General features: G+C 71.6%; 18 protein-coding genes. 10 read left to right on the plus strand and 8 right to left on the minus strand.

Features of this window, described 5'->3' with window-relative positions:
• Nucleotides 1–33: 33 nt before the first annotated feature.
• The 5 genes from ABZU75_RS01680 to ABZU75_RS01700 all read right to left on the minus strand — a co-directional run bounded on the left by ABZU75_RS01680 (nt 34) and on the right by ABZU75_RS01700 (nt 4,469).
• Nucleotides 34–822: a hypothetical protein gene (locus tag ABZU75_RS01680; RefSeq protein WP_355548089.1), complete on the minus strand. Its 789-nt coding sequence runs from the start codon at nt 820–822 to the stop codon at nt 34–36.
• Nucleotides 823–826: 4 nt separating this feature from the next.
• Entirely contained in the window at nt 827–1,468 is a 642-nt protein-coding gene (locus ABZU75_RS01685; RefSeq protein ID WP_350956899.1) for a response regulator transcription factor, read from the minus strand.
• Nucleotides 1,459–2,697: a histidine kinase gene (locus ABZU75_RS01690; protein ID WP_355548093.1), complete on the minus strand. Its 1,239-nt coding sequence runs from the start codon at nt 2,695–2,697 to the stop codon at nt 1,459–1,461. Before ABZU75_RS01690 ends, ABZU75_RS01685 begins: the two co-directional genes overlap by 10 nt.
• Before the next feature lie 244 nt (nt 2,698–2,941).
• On the minus strand, nt 2,942–4,342 hold the full coding sequence (locus ABZU75_RS01695; protein ID WP_355548096.1) for an MFS transporter: 1,401 nt from the start codon (nt 4,340–4,342) through the stop codon (nt 2,942–2,944).
• Nucleotides 4,335–4,469, minus strand: coding sequence for a hypothetical protein (locus tag ABZU75_RS01700; RefSeq protein WP_355548099.1), 135 nt, complete (start codon nt 4,467–4,469; stop codon nt 4,335–4,337). The genes ABZU75_RS01695 and ABZU75_RS01700 overlap by 8 nt, the downstream gene beginning before the upstream one ends.
• A gap of 180 nt (nt 4,470–4,649) precedes the next feature.
• On the opposite strand from ABZU75_RS01700, the gene ABZU75_RS01705 reads away from it, so the two are divergent.
• Both ABZU75_RS01705 and ABZU75_RS01710 read left to right on the plus strand, forming a co-directional pair.
• The gene (locus ABZU75_RS01705; protein WP_355548102.1) at nt 4,650–5,567 is read left to right on the plus strand and encodes an SDR family oxidoreductase; all 918 of its coding nucleotides are present in this window, start codon (nt 4,650–4,652) and stop codon (nt 5,565–5,567) included.
• A gap of 159 nt (nt 5,568–5,726) precedes the next feature.
• The gene (locus ABZU75_RS01710) at nt 5,727–6,689 is read left to right on the plus strand and encodes an asparaginase (RefSeq protein ID WP_355548263.1); all 963 of its coding nucleotides are present in this window, start codon (nt 5,727–5,729) and stop codon (nt 6,687–6,689) included.
• Nucleotides 6,690–6,872: 183 nt separating this feature from the next.
• On the opposite strand, the gene ABZU75_RS01715 is transcribed toward ABZU75_RS01710, so the two are convergent.
• Entirely contained in the window at nt 6,873–7,382 is a 510-nt protein-coding gene (locus ABZU75_RS01715) for a VOC family protein (RefSeq protein ID WP_355548106.1), read from the minus strand.
• A gap of 72 nt (nt 7,383–7,454) precedes the next feature.
• Between ABZU75_RS01715 and ABZU75_RS01720 the strand changes: the two genes are divergently transcribed.
• Together ABZU75_RS01720 and ABZU75_RS01725 are read left to right on the plus strand one after the other, a co-directional pair.
• A complete protein-coding gene (locus ABZU75_RS01720; RefSeq protein WP_355548109.1) occupies nt 7,455–7,907 on the plus strand; it encodes a MarR family transcriptional regulator in 453 nt (150 codons plus the stop codon).
• 201 nt (nt 7,908–8,108) lie between these two features.
• Nucleotides 8,109–9,197, plus strand: coding sequence for a M20 family metallopeptidase (locus ABZU75_RS01725; RefSeq protein ID WP_355548112.1), 1,089 nt, complete (start codon nt 8,109–8,111; stop codon nt 9,195–9,197).
• Here the strand turns inward: ABZU75_RS01725 and ABZU75_RS01730 are convergent.
• The gene (locus ABZU75_RS01730; protein WP_355548115.1) at nt 9,138–9,902 is read right to left on the minus strand and encodes a TetR/AcrR family transcriptional regulator; all 765 of its coding nucleotides are present in this window, start codon (nt 9,900–9,902) and stop codon (nt 9,138–9,140) included. The two genes, ABZU75_RS01725 and ABZU75_RS01730, sit on opposite strands and share 60 nt — an antisense overlap.
• 178 nt (nt 9,903–10,080) lie before the next feature.
• Here ABZU75_RS01730 and ABZU75_RS01735 point away from each other — a divergent pair, with 178 nt between their 5' ends.
• From ABZU75_RS01735 to ABZU75_RS01760, 6 genes are read left to right on the plus strand one after another with little or no spacing between them, the layout of a single operon-like run.
• The gene (locus tag ABZU75_RS01735) at nt 10,081–11,760 is read left to right on the plus strand and encodes a peptide ABC transporter substrate-binding protein (RefSeq protein ID WP_355548118.1); all 1,680 of its coding nucleotides are present in this window, start codon (nt 10,081–10,083) and stop codon (nt 11,758–11,760) included.
• Between the two features lie 6 nt (nt 11,761–11,766).
• Complete coding sequence (locus ABZU75_RS01740) at nt 11,767–12,732, plus strand: ABC transporter permease (protein ID WP_350923094.1); 966 nt, start codon at nt 11,767–11,769, stop codon at nt 12,730–12,732.
• Nucleotides 12,729–13,613 (plus strand): ABC transporter permease, encoded by an 885-nt coding sequence (locus ABZU75_RS01745; RefSeq protein ID WP_355548122.1) that lies wholly within the window; start codon nt 12,729–12,731, stop codon nt 13,611–13,613. Before ABZU75_RS01740 ends, ABZU75_RS01745 begins: the two co-directional genes overlap by 4 nt.
• Complete coding sequence (locus tag ABZU75_RS01750) at nt 13,610–14,581, plus strand: ABC transporter ATP-binding protein (protein WP_030916010.1); 972 nt, start codon at nt 13,610–13,612, stop codon at nt 14,579–14,581. The genes ABZU75_RS01745 and ABZU75_RS01750 overlap by 4 nt, the downstream gene beginning before the upstream one ends.
• Nucleotides 14,578–15,546 carry an oligopeptide/dipeptide ABC transporter ATP-binding protein gene (locus tag ABZU75_RS01755; RefSeq protein ID WP_355548127.1) on the plus strand — a complete coding sequence of 323 codons (969 nt, stop codon included), beginning with the start codon at nt 14,578–14,580 and terminating at the stop codon, nt 15,544–15,546. Before ABZU75_RS01750 ends, ABZU75_RS01755 begins: the two co-directional genes overlap by 4 nt.
• Nucleotides 15,536–17,392 (plus strand): prolyl oligopeptidase family serine peptidase, encoded by a 1,857-nt coding sequence (locus ABZU75_RS01760; protein WP_355548130.1) that lies wholly within the window; start codon nt 15,536–15,538, stop codon nt 17,390–17,392. The genes ABZU75_RS01755 and ABZU75_RS01760 overlap by 11 nt, the downstream gene beginning before the upstream one ends.
• Here the strand turns inward: ABZU75_RS01760 and ABZU75_RS01765 are convergent.
• Nucleotides 17,369–18,256, minus strand: a complete 888-nt coding sequence (locus ABZU75_RS01765; protein WP_355548133.1) for an alpha/beta hydrolase — start codon at nt 18,254–18,256, stop codon at nt 17,369–17,371. The genes ABZU75_RS01760 and ABZU75_RS01765 overlap by 24 nt on opposite strands.
• Nucleotides 18,257–18,262 lie beyond the last annotated feature (6 nt).

Genomic DNA, 18,262 nt, shown 5'->3' on the forward strand with positions numbered 1-18,262 from the left:
TGTGCGCAATACTCCGCCGGTGAGGGGTGCGGGTCACGAGGGGAGGATACGCATCTCGCCCGCCGCGGTCAGGGTGGTGATCCGCCGCGGGGCGGCGGAGTCGCGCCGTACCTGGACGGTCGCGTTCCCGTCGTCGGCCCGCACGTCGTAACCGTCCTCGCCCGGCACCCTGACCTCCACGTCCCCGGCCGTCCGCACCACGGCCCTGACGTCGCCGGGCGGGCTCGCGAACCCCAGTTCGACGTCTCCGATACCGGTCTCGACATCGGCTCCGGTGGACATCAGACCGGTGCCGTGCACGTTCCCCACCTCCGTCCGTGCCCGCAGCGCGCCCCGCGTGCCGTCCACGACCACGTCGCCCGTGGCGGTCGAGAGGCGCAGGTCGCCCCAGACACCGTTGACCGACACGGTCCCGAAGCGGCTCTGCACCTCGACGTCGGTGGTCCCGGGCAGGCTCAGGGTGTAGTCGGCCCGGCAGTTCGGGCCGTCTGGACGGTCGCCGCCGGGGCAGCGGACGCCGATCGTGAGCGTCCGCCCGTCCCAGTCCTCGGTGACCACGGGCCGGTCCAGGGTCCACTGGAGCGTCCGCTCCAGGTCCAGCCGCCGCTCCGCGCCGCCGACGACCGAGACGTTGACGTAACCGGTGGTCTCCACGACGATCCCCGGCGAGGTGAGCGCGTGGGACCGCAGCGTGGTCTCGGAGACCCGGCGGGCCTGGGTGACCTCGCTCCACGCCGCGATGGAGGTGAGGGCCACGGTGAGCGCGGTGAGCGTACCGCCCACGACGATCCAGGCTTTTCTGGCGTTGCTCCGTATCGGCATGTTCTCAAACCTTCAGGAATCGCAGGACGGCGAGTACCCGGCGGTGGTCCTTGTCGGCGCCGGAGAGGTCGAGCTTGGTGAAGATGTTGTTGATGTGCTTTCCGACCGCGCTCTCCGAGACCACCAGGGCCTCGGCGATCCCGGTGTTGGACCGGCCCTCCGCGATCAGCGAGAGCACCTCGTACTCCCTGCGGGTCAGCCGGTCCAACGGGTCGCTGTGCCTGCGCAGCAGGAGCTGGGCGACCACCTCGGGGTCCAGCGCGGTGCCTCCGGCGGCGACCCGGCGCAGCGCGTCGAGGAACTCCTCGACGTCGGCCACCCGATCCTTGAGCAGGTAGCCGATCCCGCTGGTCGCGGTGGACAGCAGCTGGGTGGCGTAGCGCTCCTCGACGTACTGGGAGAGCACGAGGATCGCGAGCGTCGGCCGCTGGCGGCGGAGCACGAGTGCCGCGCGCAGGCCCTCGTCGGTGTGCGAGGGCGGCATCCGCACGTCGGTGACGACGAGGTCGGGAACGTGTTCGTCCACGGCGCGCAGCAGTCCCTCGGCGTCGGAGACGGCGGCCACGACCTCGATGCCCACCGAGCCGAGCAGGCGGATGAGCCCCTCTCGCAGCAGTACGGAGTCCTCGGCGAGCACTACGCGCACGGTAGCTCCACTCTGATCGTCGTCGGCCCGCCCGGCGGGCTGTCGACGTACAGGATGCCGTCCACGGAGCCGACCCGGCGGGCCAGGCCGCGCAGCCCCGTTCCCAGGTCGGGGTCCGCGCCGCCCTGGCCGTCGTCGTGGACGGCCAGGTGCAGCCGGTCGTCGCGGCGCTCCACCGTGACCTCGGCGCCGGACGCCCGCGCGTGCTTGGTGATGTTGGTCAGCGCCTCGGAGACGACGAAGAACGCCACCGCCTCGACCGTGGGAGAGACCCGCTCGGAGATGTCGACGTCCAGCCGCACGGAAAACGGGGCCCGCGCGGCGAGGCCGGACAGCGCCGCGTCCAGGCCCTGGTCGTTGAGCACGGCCGGGTGCAGCCCCCGGACGAAGTCGCGCAGTTCCTTCAGCGCCTGTTTGGCCTCCTCGTGCGCCTGCACGATCACCTCGCGGGCGGGCTCCGGCAGGTCGGTGAGGGTCGCACGGGCCATGCCCAGGTTCATCGCCAGCGACACCAGCCGCTGCTGGGTGCCGTCGTGCAGGTCCCGCTCGATGCGGCGGCGCTCGGCGTCAGCGGCGTCGACCACCCCGGCCCGGCTCTCCCGCAGTGTCTCGACCCGCAGCACCAGCTGGTCGCTGAGGCTGGGGCCGAGCAGGGCCTCGGCGGCGATCACGTCCAGCACGGCGAATCCGCGGGCCACCCACGGCCCGGAGACGAGCAGCGTCCCCGAGACGAGGATGAACACCGTGCTCTGCCAGGTCTCCCCCATCGCCCAGCTCCGCATCGCGAGCGCGGCGGTGACCAGGCCGCCCGCCCACGCCCCGACGACCGAGGCGGCGCCGACGCCGCTGATCAGCGGGGCCAGCAGGTGGTACGAGAGCCGGCGCCAGGTGCTCCGCGTCCTGGCCTCCTGGAGCAGCCGCCCGAAGGGGTTCCTGCTCAGCGGGCGGTGCGGGACCGGGGGGATGTCGACGTCGAGGAAGGCGGCGAACCGGGATCGCTGCACCCGGGTGAGCAGCCGGACGACCCAGAAGAACAGCAGCAGCGCGACCACCGGGACCACCACGGTCCACACGAACAGCACCGACGCCACGGTCAGGCCCACGATCACCGCCGCGCCCAGCAGGGCGATCGGCAGGCCCGTCACCAGGTGCGCGGTGCGGAGCCAGGTCTGTGCCGACCAGTGGGCGCTGATCCTCGACCAGGGGGTGGTCGCCTCGATGCCGCTCATGGGACCACCGTAGGGACTGCGGCGGCTCGGGCACATGGGCGAGGTATCCCGGAAAAAGGTGGGGTTTACCCCACCCTTGGACCGCCGGGGCGCCTTCCGGCGTGAGCCGGAGCCCGGGTCTGGAGCGGAAACGGCGTCGAGATCCCCGACGCCTCCGGGGCCTCACGGGTGTGGGAGCCCGGGGGCGGGTTCCCACACCCGTGGAGTCGTGTCGGAGCGGCCTGCGGGCGGCCCGGGGTCCCGGTCAGGCTGGGGAGGATTCCGGCTGGGCGGACCGGTCGTGAGGCAGGGCGGCGACGGCGACGACGATCAGCGTGGGCAGTGCCAGAGCCCACAGGAAGGCTGACCGGTAGCCGTCGGCGAGCGCCTGCGCGCCGGTCTCCCCACCGGTGACAGCGGCGGCCACCGCGCTCATCACCGCCAGGCCCAGTGGTGCGCCGAGCTGGAAGGAGGTGTTCAGCAGCCCGGACGCCAGCCCCTGGTCGCCCTCAGGCACCCCGGTGGTCGACACGATCATCGAGGGGGCGAACATCAATCCGGCGCCCAGTCCGCTGAGCAGCAGGCCGGGCAGGACCCCGGCCCACAGGGCGTCCGCCGGGGACAGGCCGAGCACGAGCAGCCCCAGCGCGGCGGCCGCGGCACCGCCCGCGAGCATCCGCCGCAGCCCGAACCGGGCGATCAGGGCTCCCGCCTTTCCAGAGACCGCGACGATGACCGCGGTGACGGGGGCGAAGGCCAGCCCGGTCTGCAGGGGGGACAGCCCGGCCACGTTCTGCAGGGAGAGCGTGGTGAAGTACTGCGTCACCAACACGATGGAGGCGGACAGGACGCAGATCAGGTTCCCGTATCTCACGTGGGGGTTGGCGAACATCGCCGGTTTCACCAGCGGCACGGCCACCCGGCGCTCGACGACCACGAATGCCCCGAGAGCGACGGCCGAGGCCACCGCCATCGACCAGACGGTCGCCGTCCCGCCCTGGGACGCGCGGGTCACCGCCGCGACCAGCAGGACCATGCCGCCGGTCAGGAGGACGGCTCCGGCCAGGTCGAGGCGGCGCTCCCCGCCGGGGCGATGATCGCGAACCAGTCGCAGCACCATCACGATCACAGCGACGCCGGCGGGGAGGTTGATCATGAAGATCGCCCGCCAGTGCACCAGGTCGGTCAGCAGGCCGCCGACCAGGGCGGCGCCGGTCGCCCCCGCGGAGGCCACCGCACCCCAGACGCCGAGCGCCCGGTTGCGCGCGTCGCCCTCGGCGAACGCCGTGGTGACCAGTGCCAGTGCCGTGGGTGACACCAGGGCGCCGCCCACACCCTGCAGGGCTCGTGCGGCGAACATGGTCGCCGGGCCGCTCGCCAGCCCGGCCAGGGCCGACGCCGCGGTGAAGACCACCAGCCCCGCGACGAGCACGCGCCGGTGTCCGAACAGGTCGCCGACTCGCCCTGCGGCGATCATGAATCCGCCGTACGCCAGGCCGTAGGCGGTGACGACCCACTGCAGGTCTGCCGGGGAGATGCCGAGGTCGGCGCCCATCGAGGGCAGGGCGACCGTCACCACCACCAGGTCCAGCACGAGCATGATCTGCGCGGTGCACAGCACGGTGAGCAGTAGTCCGGGCCGCTGGACGGGGCCGGGGTCAGTCACGGTCCCGGTCCCTGGAGAGGGGAGCCGCCTGCCCGTGCTCGACAGGGCTCTCCCCGGTGATCGTGTATCGCGGGCGGTTGTCCGGCAGGCCCCGGGACGGCACCGAACCCGCTGTGCTCTCGTGCATGACCCTACTCTCTCGTATATAAACGACTGTTCGTTTATAAACCTAGCCGGACCGGGTACTGTTAACAAACAGTCATTCACTAATGGGGTGGGGGCTCGGCGGGATCTCACGCGCCGTCCTGGGGCACTCGCCCGAGCTGTGGCCTCCGCATACCCGAGACCAGACAGAGAAGGAGATCCCGTGCAGGACCACCAGGGAGATGCCGTGCAGGCGGGCGGAGCCGTCGCGCTCGTCGCGGGCGGGACCCGTGGCGCCGGACGCGGCATCGCCGCCGAACTCGGCGCGGCGGGCATGACCGTGTACGTCACCGGACGCAGCACCAGACAGGGGCGCTCCGACCTGGACCGGCCGGAGACGATCGAGGACACCGCCGAACTGGTCTCGGCGCGCGGCGGGACCGGCATCGCCGTCCGCTGCGACCACTCCGACCCCGAGCAGGTACGCGCGCTCGTCGACCGGATCGGAAGCGAGCGGGGCAGGCTCGACCTGCTCGTCAACGACGTGTGGGGCGGTGACCCGCTCGCCGAGTGGGACAGGCCGCTCTGGGAGCACGACCTGGACAACGGGCTGCGCATGCTGCACCGGGCCGTGGACACCCACATCATCACCAGCCGTTTCGCGCTGCCGCTGATGATCGCCCGGCGGAGCGGCCTGGTCGTCGAGATCACCGACGGCACCGAGCGTGATGTCGACGAGGTACTGGGCGGTTATCGCGGTTCGTTCTTCTACGACCTTGCCAAGCACACGGTCATCCGGCTCGCCCGCAACCAGGCCGCCGAGCTGAAGCCGCACGGTGTGGCGGCGGTCGCGCTGACCCCCGGCTTCCTGCGCTCCGAGGCCATGCTGGACCACTTCGGCGTCACCGAGGAGAACTGGCGGGACGGCGCGCTGAAGGATCCGCACTTCGCCGCCTCGGAGACGCCCGCCTACATCGGCCGGGCGGTGGCCGCGCTCGCCGCCGACCCGGAGATCATGGCCAGGACCGGCGGCTCGTACAGCACGGGCGGGCTGGCGGCGGAGTACGGCTTCACGGACGTCGACGGTTCGCAGCCTGATTTCATCACCTACTACCGGGACTTCCTCGCCCGGACCTCCTGACATCGCGGGAGCCCGCCTGCGTTCCCCGTCCGGTGCGCCGTTCGCTCTGGGGGCAGGCGACGCCGCGCCGCCCGAACATAACCCCAATAGGGGTACCTATGGGTTATAAATAGAGGCGACCGAACATGGCCCGTCGAAGGGATCCCGTCCTTGAAGCGTGTGCTGCTGCTGGCGACCGGTGACACCATCGCCCACTCCTACGCCCCCGGTCGTCCGGGCGTCGCCTCCGGGGCCGAGCTCCTGGAGGCCCTCCCGCCCGGCGCGATCCCGGCGGACGTGGTGGCCGAGGACGTGATGGCGGAGCCCAGCTGGGACATGTCCCCCTCGACCATGCTGGAGCTGGCCCGCCGGGCGCGCTCGGCCATCCTGGAACGCGGATTCGACGGTGTCGTGATCACTCACGGCACCGACGCGCTGGAGGAGACCGCGTACCTGGTGGATCTGCTCGCGGGCCGGGCGGCCGAACAGGGCTCCATCGTGCTGACCGGTGCCGTCCGCTCCCTGGACGAGCTCTCCCCCGACGGCCCGCGCAACCTCGCCTCCTCGCTCGCGGCCGCGGCCGACGGCGCGCTGCGGGGAGCCGGGGCCGTCGTGTGCGTGAACGACGAGATCCACGCGGCCCGCTGGGTCACCAAGGTCGACGCCACCAGCGTCGCGGGGTTCTCGTCGGCGCCTTTCCCCGCGCTGGGCCGGGTGACCGGCGGCCGGGTCGAGACGCTGTCCGCCGCACCGCGCCGGCCGCCCGCCTTCGGTGGGGACCCGGCGTCGGACGTCGCGCTGATCAAGACCTATCCGGGGATCGACCCCGTGCTGCTCACCGCCGTGGTGGACGCCGGGGCGCAGGGCGTCGTGCTGGAGGGGACCGGCCTGGGCAACGTGCCGGTCGGGCTCTTCACGACGATCGCCGAGCTGACGGAGTGGGGGATCCCCGTGGTCGTCGCGTCGAGGTGCCGTACCGGTGCGGTCCCGCTTGACGAGATGCGCCTCGGTACGGGGCTCGCCGCCCGCGTCGGGGCGATCGGAGCCCGCGGCCTGGCGCCCTCGAAGGCCCGGTGCGCGCTGATGGTCGCCCTCGGGACCGGCGGGATCGACGCCGTACGCGACTGGTTCGGCAGGCTCTGACCCCCGCGAGGAAATTATGGACGGTTGAAAATCGTAAGAAAGGGAGTATCCCCGAATCGGGTGGGCAGGTCCGGGGAGTCCGTGATCCGGCGGAGGGCTGGGGAGGCCTCCGCCGGATCACCCCCCTCTCCCCCCACGCGGGTCGGTCGTTCCCCGGATGGATGTCCCGGCCACGCGAGATGATCAGACGGGGATCGAGACGCCGAGGCCGCCGCGGGTGTCGGCGCCGTAGCGCTCCTTCTCCCTGGCGATGTCGAGAGGCTTGATACCGCTGCGCCCGCTCAGCGTCTCTGAGGTGAGAAGATCGGCGGGGACCAGCCAGGAGACCTCGAACTCCAGCCCGTCGGGGTCCTTGGCGTACAGGGCCTTGGTGGTGGAGTGGTCGGAGGCGCCGACGAGGGCGTTGAGCTCGCTGAGCTTGACGGCGATCCGCTCCAGCTCCCGCAGCGTGTCGACCTCCCAGGCCAGGTGGTAGAGGCCGACGGTCGAGCGCCCGGCTCCCGAGGGACCCGCCTGCGCGCCGAGCTCGAAGAGGCCGAGGTCGTGGTCGTTGCTGGACCCCGAGGCCTGCAGGAAGGCGGCGCCCGGCATGCCCATGACCACCTTGAAGCCGAGCGCCTCCTGGTAGAAGGCGACGCTGCGCTCGACGTCGCGCACGAAGAGAACGGCGTGGTTGAGCCGCTGGACCGGCATGGTTCCTCCCAAAAACTTGAACTCTCAAGTAGATTACTCCCGCTTTGTTGAGAGTTCAAGTAAGCTTGCGCCGTGACGCGATGGCTGGACGATGACGAGCAGTGCACCTGGCGTGCGTTCATGGCCGCCTCGCAGCTCGTCCAGGAGGAGCTGGACCGGCAGCTGCAGCGCGACTCCGGCATGCCGCACGCCTACTACGCCATGCTGGTGAAACTCTCCGAGGCACCCGGCCGGATGATGCGGATGAGCGAGCTGGCGACGGAGCTCAACTCCTCGCAGAGCCGCCTGTCGCACGCGATGAAGCGACTGGAGGAGCGCGGCTGGGCGCGGCGCGAGCCGTGCGCCGCCGACAAGCGGGTGAGCTGGGCGATCCTCACCGACGCGGGACTCGCGGTCCTCGCCGCCGCCGCCCCCGGCCACGTCGAGGCCGTACGCCAGACCCTCTTCGACCGCCTGACCCCTGACCAACTCCGCCACCTGCGGGAAATCTGTACCGCCCTCCTCCCCACCTCGAACCCTTCATGACCGAACTCCGCGGGGACGCGCCCACGCTCCTCCGGAGGCCGCCGGCGGGTACGCCAGGCGAATTCGACTGGCCGGACTGAGCGCCACACCGTGGCGCCGTGCGAGCGAGAAGGCGCGCGGCCCTGGCACGGGGCGGATCCCGGCCACATGTCAGATGGATAGCCCTTGCTATAGTCAATGAGCCTGACTACATTGCTGGCCATGGATCACGCCCTGCTGCGCGAGCGCCTCGCCGCCCTGGTCTCCGTTGAGTCGCCCTCGGGACACACCGAGGGTCTCGAGCAGTGTCACGCCCTGATGCGGGCCTGGGGGGAGCCGGTCCTCGGCAGGCGGGCGGAGGTCGTCGGCGACGGCGGCACGCCGCACCTGCTCTGGCGGGCGCCCGGCGAGGGCGGCGTGCTGCTGCTGGGTCACGTCGACACGGTGTGGCCGCTGGGGACGACCGCCCACCGCCCGTTCCGCGTCGAGGACGGCCGCGCGTTCGGCCCCGGCGTCTTCGACATGAAGGCGGGGCTGGTCGCGGCGTTCGCCGCGCTGGCCGAGTGCCGTGATCCGGCGGGCGTGAGCGTGCTGGTCACCGGGGACGAGGAGGTCGGCTCGCCGACCTCGCGGGCGCTGATCGAGGAGGTGGCGGCCGGCGCGAACGCCGTCCTGGTGCTGGAGCCCAGCCAGGAGGGCGCGGTCAAGACCGCGCGCAAGGGCGGCTCGTTCTACAGCGTCGACATCACCGGCCGGGCGGCGCACGCCGGGCTCGAGCCGGAGCGCGGGGTGAACGCGCTGCTCGAACTCGCGGAGCAGGTCGGGGCCTTGTCGCGGCTGGCCGACCCCGGACGGGGAACCACCGTCACGCCCACGGTCGCCCGCGCGGGCACCACCACGAACACCGTGCCCGCGCACGCCCATCTGCGGGTGGACGTGCGCGCCTGGGAACTGGCCGAGCTGGAGCGGGTCGACGAGCGGATGCACGCGCTGACCCCCAGCATCGCCGGTGCGATCGTCAGGGTGGACGGCACGATCAACCGCCCGCCGCTGGAGCCGGCGAGTTCGCGTGGGCTCTACGCCACGGCCCGCAAGGTGGCCGCCGAACTCGGGCTGCCCGACCTTGACGAGGTGGCGGTCGGGGGTGCCTCGGACGCCAACTTCACCGGCGCGCTCGGCGTCCCCACGCTCGACGGGCTCGGCCCGCTGGGCGACGGTGCTCACGCCGAGCACGAGTGGGTCGAGCTGGCCTCACTCGCCGAGCGGGCCCGGCTCGTCGCCGGTCTGATCGACGCCCTGGCGCGCCCGTGAACGCGCCGCGCGCGCCTCGATCGCGTCGAGCATCATCTCCATGCCGAGGTCGAAGGCGATGGGGCTGCCGAGGTTGGGCAGATGGTCGGCGAAGTGGGCGATCGTCGGGTACTTCTCGGGGTCGAGCTGGCGGTACTCGACCTGCCACGCGAGCTCGTCCCTGCGCCGCACGTCGGGGTCGAGCGTGTGGAAGGCCGCCTCCAGGCTCGCCACGGCGCGCACGAAGTTACCGAGCGCGCGCTGCACGGCCGCCACCTCGTTGTCGTCGACTCCGGCCCGCCTGACGGCGTCGAGGGTGAACTCGACGTTGGAGAACTCCACGGGTCGGCGCGTGGTGCGCATGACCATCTGCTGCGCGAACGGCGCGTAGCGCAGGTAGTGCTCGCGCACTCGCTGGGAGATGGTGCGCAGGTCGGCGCGCCAGTCGTCGGTCGGCGTGACGCTGCCGCCGTACGAGCGGGCCCTGAGCCCGTCCACCAGCTCGAGCAGCAGCTCGTCCTTGTCCTTGAAGTGGCGATAGATCGAAGTCGGGTGCGCCTGGAGCTCGTCGCCGATCTCCTGGAACGTCAGCGCGTCGAGGCCGTCGCGCAGGGCGATCTTCTCTGCCGCCGCGAGGATCGTCTCCCTGTTGAGGCTGTCGCGAGCACGGCGCGGCCGGCTCTCGCCTTTTGCCCGCTTCTCCTTGGGCTGGCGTGCAGTTGCCACCAAAAGCCTCCCGTAGTCGACCACTGTGCCACCGCTGGTGCTGGCATTTTCGCACCCGCTGATCGGCCTGCCGGACCACAGCATAGTCAATGAGCCTGACTAGAAACATGTCTAAGACCCTTGCCTGCGCTCTGGCTTGCGCCTACCCTCCCCTCATCACCTTCAGAAAGGCCAGAGCATGAGCACACGGATCAGACTCGGGGTCATCGGGCTCACTGCCCTCGCACTCCTCGCGGCCGCGTGCACGAGCGGGGGTGCCGGCCGGACGTCGAGTGCGGCCCCGAGCACGGCCGCTCCGGTGCGCCAGGGCGGGAGCATCGTGATCGGCGCGGAGCAGGAGCCCGACTGCGCCGACTGGATCGCCAGCTGCGCCGCCTCGATCTGGGGCACGTACATCATGGACGTCCCGACCGTTCCCCGTGTGTTCGAGCCCAGGAAGGTCAGCGGCACGTGGGCGCCGGTGGCCACCGACCTGATGGCGTCGGAGCCCGAGGTCGCCGCGGGCCCGCCGCAGAAGGTCACCTACCGGATCAACCCCGCCGCGGTCTGGTCGGACGGCAAGCCGATCACCTCGGCCGACTTCCGCTACACGGCCCTGGCCATCCGTGACGGCAAGGACGTGCTGAACAGGACCGGATACAGCCACATCACCAAGATCGACACGCCCGACGAGAAGACCGCCGTCGTCACCTTCGACGCGCCGTACGCCAATTGGAAGGGCCTGTTCAGCGACGGCGGCGGCGTGCTGCCCAGCCACCTGCTCGACGGCAAGGACCGCAGCGCACTGATGAAGGACGGCTACACCTGGAGCGGCGGCCCCTGGAAGATCGAATCCTGGACGAAGGGGGTCTCGGTCGTCCTGGTGCCGAACCCGAGCTATTGGGGGGACAAGCCCAAACTGGACAAGGTCACCTTCCAGTTCACGGCCGACACCGCGGCGGCGTTCCAGGCGTTCAAGACCGGCCAGCTCGACGCGCTTTACCCCACGCCGCAGCTCGACTCCATCGACCAGATCATGAGCGGGCTGCCCAACGCGAGCTCGCTCGTCGACCCCGAGTCCGGCAACCTCGAGGCCGTCTGGTTCAACAATGCCAAGCCGCCCTTCGACTCCGCGACGTTCCGCAAGGCCGTGTCACACGGGCTGGACCGCAAGGCCATCGTCACCCGCCTGTACGGCGCGCTCGGCGTCACGCGGCCGGCGCAGAGCGCGCACACCCCGCTCGTCGGCAGGTACGGCGGCACCGACTTCGAGCAGTACACCCTCGACCTGGCCAAGGTCGACTCCCTGATGCAGGCTGACGGCTGGGCCAAGGGAGCCGACGGCATCTGGGCGAAGGCGGGCACCAGGGCGAGCTTCACCGTCAGCACGATGACCGGCAACAAGCGGCGGGAGCTGACCGAGCAGATCCTCCAGGAGCAACTGCGCGTCGCCGGCTTCGAGGTCACCGTCGACAACACCTCGGCCACCGACCTGTTCGCGGCCAAGCTGCCCAAGGGCGACTTCCAGATGGGCCTGTGGACCCTCGTCGACACCTTCCCGCAACCCGCGCTCGACGCCTCCTTCTCCTCGGGCGCGATCCCCACCGAGGACAACGGCTTCTCCGGCCTCAACCTGTCGCGCATCGACCTGCCCGGCCTCGACAAGGTGCTCGGCACGGCCGCCTCGACGCTCGACGAGAACGAGCGGATCGAGCTGTCGCGCCAGGCCGACAAGCTCCTCGCCGACTCGGCCGCCCTGTTGCCGCTCGACGTGATCCCCAACGTCCTGTTGTGGAACAACAAGATCGGCGGGCCGCTGGCCATCGACCCGGCCCGCGGCCCGTTCTGGAACCTGGCCCAGTGGGGACTGGTGGGCTGAGAACCGATGTTCGCCTACGTTGGACGGCGACTGCTCTACTCGGTCCCCGTCGTACTCATCGCCTCGTTCCTGCTGTTCTGGGCGGTCAGGACCACCTTCGACCCGCTCGCGAAGCTGCGCGGCGGGCAGGACCAGGGCGCGATCGCCCGCATGACCGAGGTCCTCGGGCTCGACCGGTCGATCCCCGAGCAGTACTGGCGGTGGCTGACCCAGTTCGTCACCGGCGACTGGGGAGTCAGCTCGCGGACGGCCGGCTCGGTCCACGGGCTGATCCTGCCCGCGCTCGGCACCACGCTGCAGCTGATCGTCTGGGGCGTGCTGGCCGCCGCGCTGATCGCGCTCGCCGTCGGCGTCTACTCGGCGGTGCGGCAGTACTCGGCGGGTGACCTGGCCTTCACCGGCCTCTCCTACCTCGGCGTGGCGATGCCGCCGTTCTGGCTCGGGCTGATCCTGATCCAGATCCTCGCCGCCTGGCCGCAGGAGATCCTCGGCCTGGCCGACCCGCCGCTCTACTTCGTCGGGTTGCACTCGGCGCAGGGCGGTGGCCCGCTCGACTACCTGCGCCATCTGGTGCTGCCCGTGCTGACGCTGACCGTAGGCCTGGTGGCGAGCTGGAGCAGGTTCACCCGCGCGACCATGCTGGACGCGCTCTCCAGCGAGTACGTGCGCACCGCGCGGGCCAAGGGGGTGCCCAGAGGCCGCATCGTGGTGCGGCACGCCCTGCGCACCTCGCTCGGCCCGTTCGTCAGCATCACCGCCGTGGACGCGGGCCTGCTGTTCGGCGGGCTGGTCGTCACCGAGCAGATCTTCGCCATCCAGGGCATGGGCCGGTTGTTCCTCGACTCCCTGCTCGCCGGCGACGTGTTCGTGCTGGTGCCGTGGACGCTGGTGATCGCGGTGGTCGTGATCGTGTTCAACCTGCTCGCCGACATCGCCTACGCCGTACTCGATCCGAGAGTGAGGCTCCGATGACCATGCTCACCGCCCCGGCGGCGCCCGCGCAGGAACGGACCCAGTGGCAGCTGGCCCGCAGGCGGTTCCTGCGCCACCGGCTCGCGGTCGCCGGGCTCGGCGTGCTCGCCGTGCTGCTGATCGGCTGCTTCGGCGCCGACGTGATCGCCCCGTACGAGCGGGGCGTGCAGGACCTGGCGCTCGGGCCGACCCCGCCGTCGGCCGCACACTGGTTCGGCACCGACGAACTGGGCCGCGACTATCTCACCGAGCTGCTGTACGCAGGGCGGATCTCGCTGGCGATCGGTCTGTCCGTCGCCGTGCTCGCCACCGCGATGGGCACCGCTCTAGGAGCGGCCGCCGGCTTCTTCGGCGGCTGGGTGGACGAGATCATCATGCGGGTCACCGACCTGTTCATCGTCCTGCCCGCGATCGTGGTGCTGGCCGTCGTGCTGCAGGGGGCCGGCCGGTCTCCCACGGTGATCGTCCCGGTGCTGGCGGCCATCGGCTGGACCACGGTGGCCAGAGTGGTCCGCGGCCAGGTGCTCTCGCTCCGGGAGAAGGAGTACGTGTCGGCGGCCACGGTGCTCGGCGTGACCAGGCGGCGCATCATCGTGCGCCACATCCTGCCCAACCTCACCGGCGTGATCGCCGTGAGCACGTCGCTCGGCGCCGCCAGCGCGGTGATCGTCGAGTCCACGCTCTCCTTCCTCGGGTACGGCGTGCAGCCACCCGAGTCGAGCTGGGGCAACCTGTTGAGCCAGGCGGCCGGGCTGATCGGCACGGGCAAGGTCTACCTGCTGTACTTCCCCGGCCTGTTCATCCTGCTCACCGCGCTGGCCATCAACTTCCTCGGCGACGGGCTGCGCGACGCCTTCGACCCGAAAGGAGGCCGCCCGTGAGCGCGCTGCTGGAGGTCGACGACCTCACGGTCGAACTGCCCACCGACGACGGCCAGGTCACGGCGGTCACCGGGCTGTCGTTCTCCGTCGCGCCCGGCGAGACGCTCGGCATCGTGGGGGAGTCGGGCTCGGGCAAGAGCATCACCTCGATGGCCGTGCTGGGCATCCTGCCGGGCCGGGCCCGCGTGACAGGGTCGATCAGGTTCCGTGGCGAGGAACTGCTGGGCCGATCGGAGGCCGAGCTGCGCACGCTGCGGGGCAGCCGCATCGCGATGGTCTTCCAGGACGCGCTCACCGCGCTCACCCCCGTGCACACCGTCGGAGCGCAGATCGCCGAGGCCATCAGCGTGCACGACCCGTCGCGCTCGCGCCGCGAGCTACGCGGGCGCGTCGCCGAGCTGCTCGACCTGGTCGGTATACCCTCGCCGGCCAAGCGCGCCGAGCAGTACCCGCACGAGCTCTCCGGCGGCATGCGCCAGCGCGTCATGATCGCGATGAGCATCGCCAACGAGCCCGACCTGCTCATCGCCGACGAGCCGACGACCGCGCTCGACGTGACCGTGCAGGCGCAGATCCTCGACGTCATCAGGGGGATCCAGGAGCGCACGGCGACCGCGCTCATGTTGATCACCCACGACCTCGGCGTGGTGGCCGGCGTCGCCGACCGCGTGCTCGTGATGTACGCGGGAGCCAAGGTCGAGGAGGCCGCCGTCGAGCCGATCTTCTACGAGCCCGCCCACCCGTACACCCGAGGGTTGCTGGCCTCGCTGCCGCGGCTCGACGCGCGCCACGGCGAGCGGCTCTACCAGATCCCCGGCCAGCCCTCGCGGGCTCCCGGGTGCGCGTTCCACCCGCGCTGCGAGCACGCGAGGGCGGGCCTGTGCGACACGACCGTCCCCGCGCCGGTCCCCATCGGCGCCGGGCACACGGCGTCGTGCCTGCGGGTAGAGGAGGTTCGCTCGATATGACGGCGCTGGAGGTCGTGGACCTTGTCAAGACCTATCCGGTACGCAGCGGGGTGTTCCGCCGCCGCGTCGGCAGCGTCCAGGCCGTGTCCGGGGTGAACCTGCGCGTGGAGCGCGGCACCACGCTCGGGCTCGTGGGCGAGAGCGGCTGCGGGAAGTCGACGCTGGCCGCGTGCCTGGTGCGCCTCGTGGAGCCCACGGCCGGCCGGGTGCTGCTCGACGGCGCCGACTTCACCGCGCTGCCCGCCGCCGAGCTGCGACACGCGCGCAGCCGGATCCAGATGGTCTTCCAGGATCCGTACGCCTCGCTCAACCCCCGCATGACCGTGCGCGCCATCCTCACCGAGGCCCTCGACACCCACGGGCGCGACCCGGCGCGCGTGCCCGAGCTGCTGGAGCTCGTCGGGCTCGACCCCGGGCACGCCGGCCGCTTCCCGCACGAGTTCTCCGGCGGCCAGCGCCAGCGTGTCGGCATCGCCCGCGCGCTCGCCGTCGAACCCGACGTGATCGTGCTGGACGAGCCGGTCAGCGCGCTGGACGTGAGCATTCAGGCGGGCGTGATCAACCTGCTGGAGGACCTGCAGGACCGGCTCGGCCTCACCTACGTGCTGATCGCCCACGACCTGTCCGTGGTACGGCACGCCAGCGACCAGGTGGCCGTCATGTACCTCGGCCGGATCGTCGAACAGGGGCCGCCGGACGAGCTCTACCAGCGCCCCCTCCACCCCTACACCCAGGCGCTGCTGTCGGCCGTGCCGATCCCCGACCCACGGGCCGAGCGCGCCCGCCGCCGGATCATCCTGACCGGCGACGTCCCGAGCCCGACGGATCCGCCGTCGGGCTGCCGGTTCCGGACCCTCTGCCCGAAGGCCAGCCAGATCTGCGCCGCCGAGGTCCCTCCGCTCGTCACGGACGAGCGCGGGCACGGCGTCGCCTGTCACAAACCGGAGTTGATCGATGTCCTCTGAAGTCCGCACCTGGCGCTCGCGTTTCTCCGTACCCGTGCTGGAGTCCGCGCGTCCCTGCCCCGGTGCCCTCGACCTGGAAATGATCTTCGCGGCCGGCCTGGGAGACGCCGAGGTGTCGATCTGGGATCCGGCCACCGGCGCGACCACGCCGCTGCCCGAGTTGCCGCCGCACGTGGCCGACCCCGTACCGGCCGCCGACGGCCGCTCGGTGCTGGTGCTGCACGACGAGGACGGCGGCGAGGTCGGCCACCTGTGGTCGTATCCGGTCGGCGGCGGCCGGCCCGTCGATCTCACCCCTGACCTTCCTCCCTACACGCTGCGCGGCCTCGACGTGGCGCGCGACGGTTCGGCGGTGGTCATCGCGGCGGTCACGGACGCCGGGTTCACGCTCTACCACCTGGCAGGCGGCGCGGTCAGCCGCCTGTTCCGCAGCAGGAACGAGGCGTGGAACAGCCTGGTCACCGCCGACGGCACGCTGGCGAGCATCGACACCACCGACCACAACCCCGGTGTCCGCCGCTTCGCCGTCACCGTGCTCGACGCCTTGGACGGCGCGGTGCTCGCCTCGCTCTCGGACGGCCCGCTCGGGCCGGTGCGCGGGGTCAGGTTCTCGCCGGTCGTGGGGGACCCGCGGCTGCTGGTGAGCACCGAGCGCACCGGATACGCCCGGCCCAGCGTGTGGAACCCGCTCACCGGCGAGCGCATCGACGTCGACGCGCCGGAGCTCGCCGGCGAGCTCGTCCCGCTCGACTGGTCGGACGACGCCGCCAGGCTGCTGCTCGTCCACGTCGACCAGGGCATCCACCGGGTGTACGAGTACGACATCCCGGCCGGTGAGCTGCTTCGCGTCCCGCACCCCGACGGGGCCTACTTCTTCCCCGAGGTGGCGTGCGCGGTGCGCAACGCATGGGCCTCCCATTACGGCCCCGGCGGCCAGATCAGGCTGCTGCGGCAGCGTGCCGACCTGCCGCTCCAGGTGCTCGCGCTCGACCGGGGCGACGGCGAGCCGCGCACCCTCCTCGCCTCCGAGCCCGTGGTGCCCGGGATCCCGCTGCGTTCGGTGCCTGTCACCTCGAAGGACGGCACCGTGCTGCAGCTGTGGGTCGCGACCCCGCGCGAGGCGAGCGGCCCCGTGCCGCTCGTGCTGAACGTGCACGGCGGGCCGAACCTCGCCGAGGTCGGCGGATACGATCCCGTCGCGCAGGCGTGGCTGGAGGAGGGCTTCGCCTACGCCTCGCTGAACTACCGCGGCTCCGTCACGTTCGGCCGGGAGTTCCGCGAGGGGTTCTGGGGCGCCGTCGGCGACCGCGAGCTGGAGGACATCGAGGCGGCCTGGCGATGGCTCGTCGACGAGGGCGTCGCCGCCCCTTCGGCCGTCTTCATCACCGGCGCCTCGTTCGGCGGCTACCTGACGCTGCTCTCGCTGGGCCGGCTACCCGAGCTGTTCGCCGGCGGCTTCGCCTTCATCGCACTGGCCGACTGGAAGATCGCCTACGAGGACATGCACCCCGCGCTGCAGGCGGCCTGGAGAGGCTTCATCGGCGGCACCCCGGAGACCGCCGGCGAGCGGTTCAGGCTGAGCTCGCCGATGACCTACATCGAGCACGTGCGGGCGCCCGTGCTGATCAACCAGGGCCGCTACGACACCCGTACGCCCGCGCGGCAGGCCGAGGAGTACACGCGGCGGCTGCGTGAGGCCGGAGGCGACGTGGTGCTCCGGTTCTTCGAAGGCGGCCACGGACCCGTCGGCAACGACGGCGTGGTCGGCAAGATCGAGCTCGAGCTGGAACTGGCACGTAAGGCGCTGCGTGGCGAGCGCTGGTCACCTGGGCAGGAAGCGCGCTAGCTCCCTGACGACCTCGGCCGGCGCCTCCTCGGGCAGGTAGTGATCGCTTGGCAGCGCCGTGCCGGAGACGTCGTCGGCGTACTCGCGCCAGACCGCGAGCACGTCGTAGGTGCGTCCGACGAAACTGTGCGCGCCCCACAGCGCCAGCACGGGGCAGCGCACCTTACGGCCCGCCGCCGCGTCGGCCTCGTCGTGCTCGAGGTCGACGCCCGCGGCCGCCCGGTAGTCGGCGCACGACGCGGCGATCGCGGCGGGGTCGGAGAAGCAGCGCACGTACTCGCGCACCGCGGCCTCGTCGTACGTGGCGCCGCCCGCGTGCCTGGCGGCCATCCGGCTGCGAATCCAGAACTCGGGGTCGTTGCCGATCAGCCTCTCCGGGATGCCGTTGCCGGCGGCCAGGAAGAACCAGTGGTAGTACCCCAGGCCGAACGCCGCGTCGGCGTGGGCGAACGTGTGCCTGGTCGGCACGATGTCCAGGACGGCCAGCGCCTCGACGGCCTCGGGATGGTCGAGCGCCATCCGGTGGCCCACCCGCGCGCCCCTGTCGTGGCCGGCGACGGCGAAGCGGTCGAAGCCCAGCGCCCGCATCACCGCGAGCTGGTCCGCGGCCATCGCCCGCTTGGAGTACAGGTCGTCGGTGACCGGCGCGGGCTTGGCGCTGTCGCCGTACCCGCGCAGATCCGTCAGCACGACCGTGTGGCGGGAAGCCAGCGCGGGCGCGACGTCGTGCCAGATCAGGTGCGTCTGCGGGTAGCCGTGCAGCAGGAGCACAGGTGGCCCCTCACCGCCGACGACCGTGTGGACGGCGACGCCGCCGGCGTCCACCGTGCGCGGCTGGAACGGGCTGGGCAGCGGAACGCTCATGACTCC

Source organism: Streptosporangium sp. NPDC005286 (assembly GCF_040607515.1).
In the GTDB taxonomy this organism is placed as follows: Bacteria; Actinomycetota; Actinomycetes; order Streptosporangiales; family Streptosporangiaceae; genus Streptosporangium.

What these genes read in the sequence shown, in the direction of transcription:
- ABZU75_RS01745 (WP_355548122.1), top strand. Translation starts at nt 12,729, where the DNA reads ATGACCATGCTCACCGCCCCGGCGGCGCCCGCGCAGGAACGGACCCAG.
- ABZU75_RS01740 (WP_350923094.1), top strand. Translation starts at nt 11,767, where the DNA reads ATGTTCGCCTACGTTGGACGGCGACTGCTCTACTCGGTCCCCGTCGTA.
- ABZU75_RS01680 (WP_355548089.1), bottom strand. Translation starts at nt 822, where the DNA reads ATGCCGATACGGAGCAACGCCAGAAAAGCCTGGATCGTCGTGGGCGGT.
- ABZU75_RS01700 (WP_355548099.1), bottom strand. Translation starts at nt 4,469, where the DNA reads ATGCACGAGAGCACAGCGGGTTCGGTGCCGTCCCGGGGCCTGCCGGAC.
- ABZU75_RS01735 (WP_355548118.1), top strand. Translation starts at nt 10,081, where the DNA reads ATGAGCACACGGATCAGACTCGGGGTCATCGGGCTCACTGCCCTCGCA.
- ABZU75_RS01725 (WP_355548112.1), top strand. Translation starts at nt 8,109, where the DNA reads ATGGATCACGCCCTGCTGCGCGAGCGCCTCGCCGCCCTGGTCTCCGTT.
- ABZU75_RS01690 (WP_355548093.1), bottom strand. Translation starts at nt 2,697, where the DNA reads ATGAGCGGCATCGAGGCGACCACCCCCTGGTCGAGGATCAGCGCCCAC.
- ABZU75_RS01755 (WP_355548127.1), top strand. Translation starts at nt 14,578, where the DNA reads ATGACGGCGCTGGAGGTCGTGGACCTTGTCAAGACCTATCCGGTACGC.
- ABZU75_RS01715 (WP_355548106.1), bottom strand. Translation starts at nt 7,382, where the DNA reads ATGCCGGTCCAGCGGCTCAACCACGCCGTTCTCTTCGTGCGCGACGTC.
- ABZU75_RS01765 (WP_355548133.1), bottom strand. Translation starts at nt 18,256, where the DNA reads ATGAGCGTTCCGCTGCCCAGCCCGTTCCAGCCGCGCACGGTGGACGCC.
- ABZU75_RS01760 (WP_355548130.1), top strand. Translation starts at nt 15,536, where the DNA reads ATGTCCTCTGAAGTCCGCACCTGGCGCTCGCGTTTCTCCGTACCCGTG.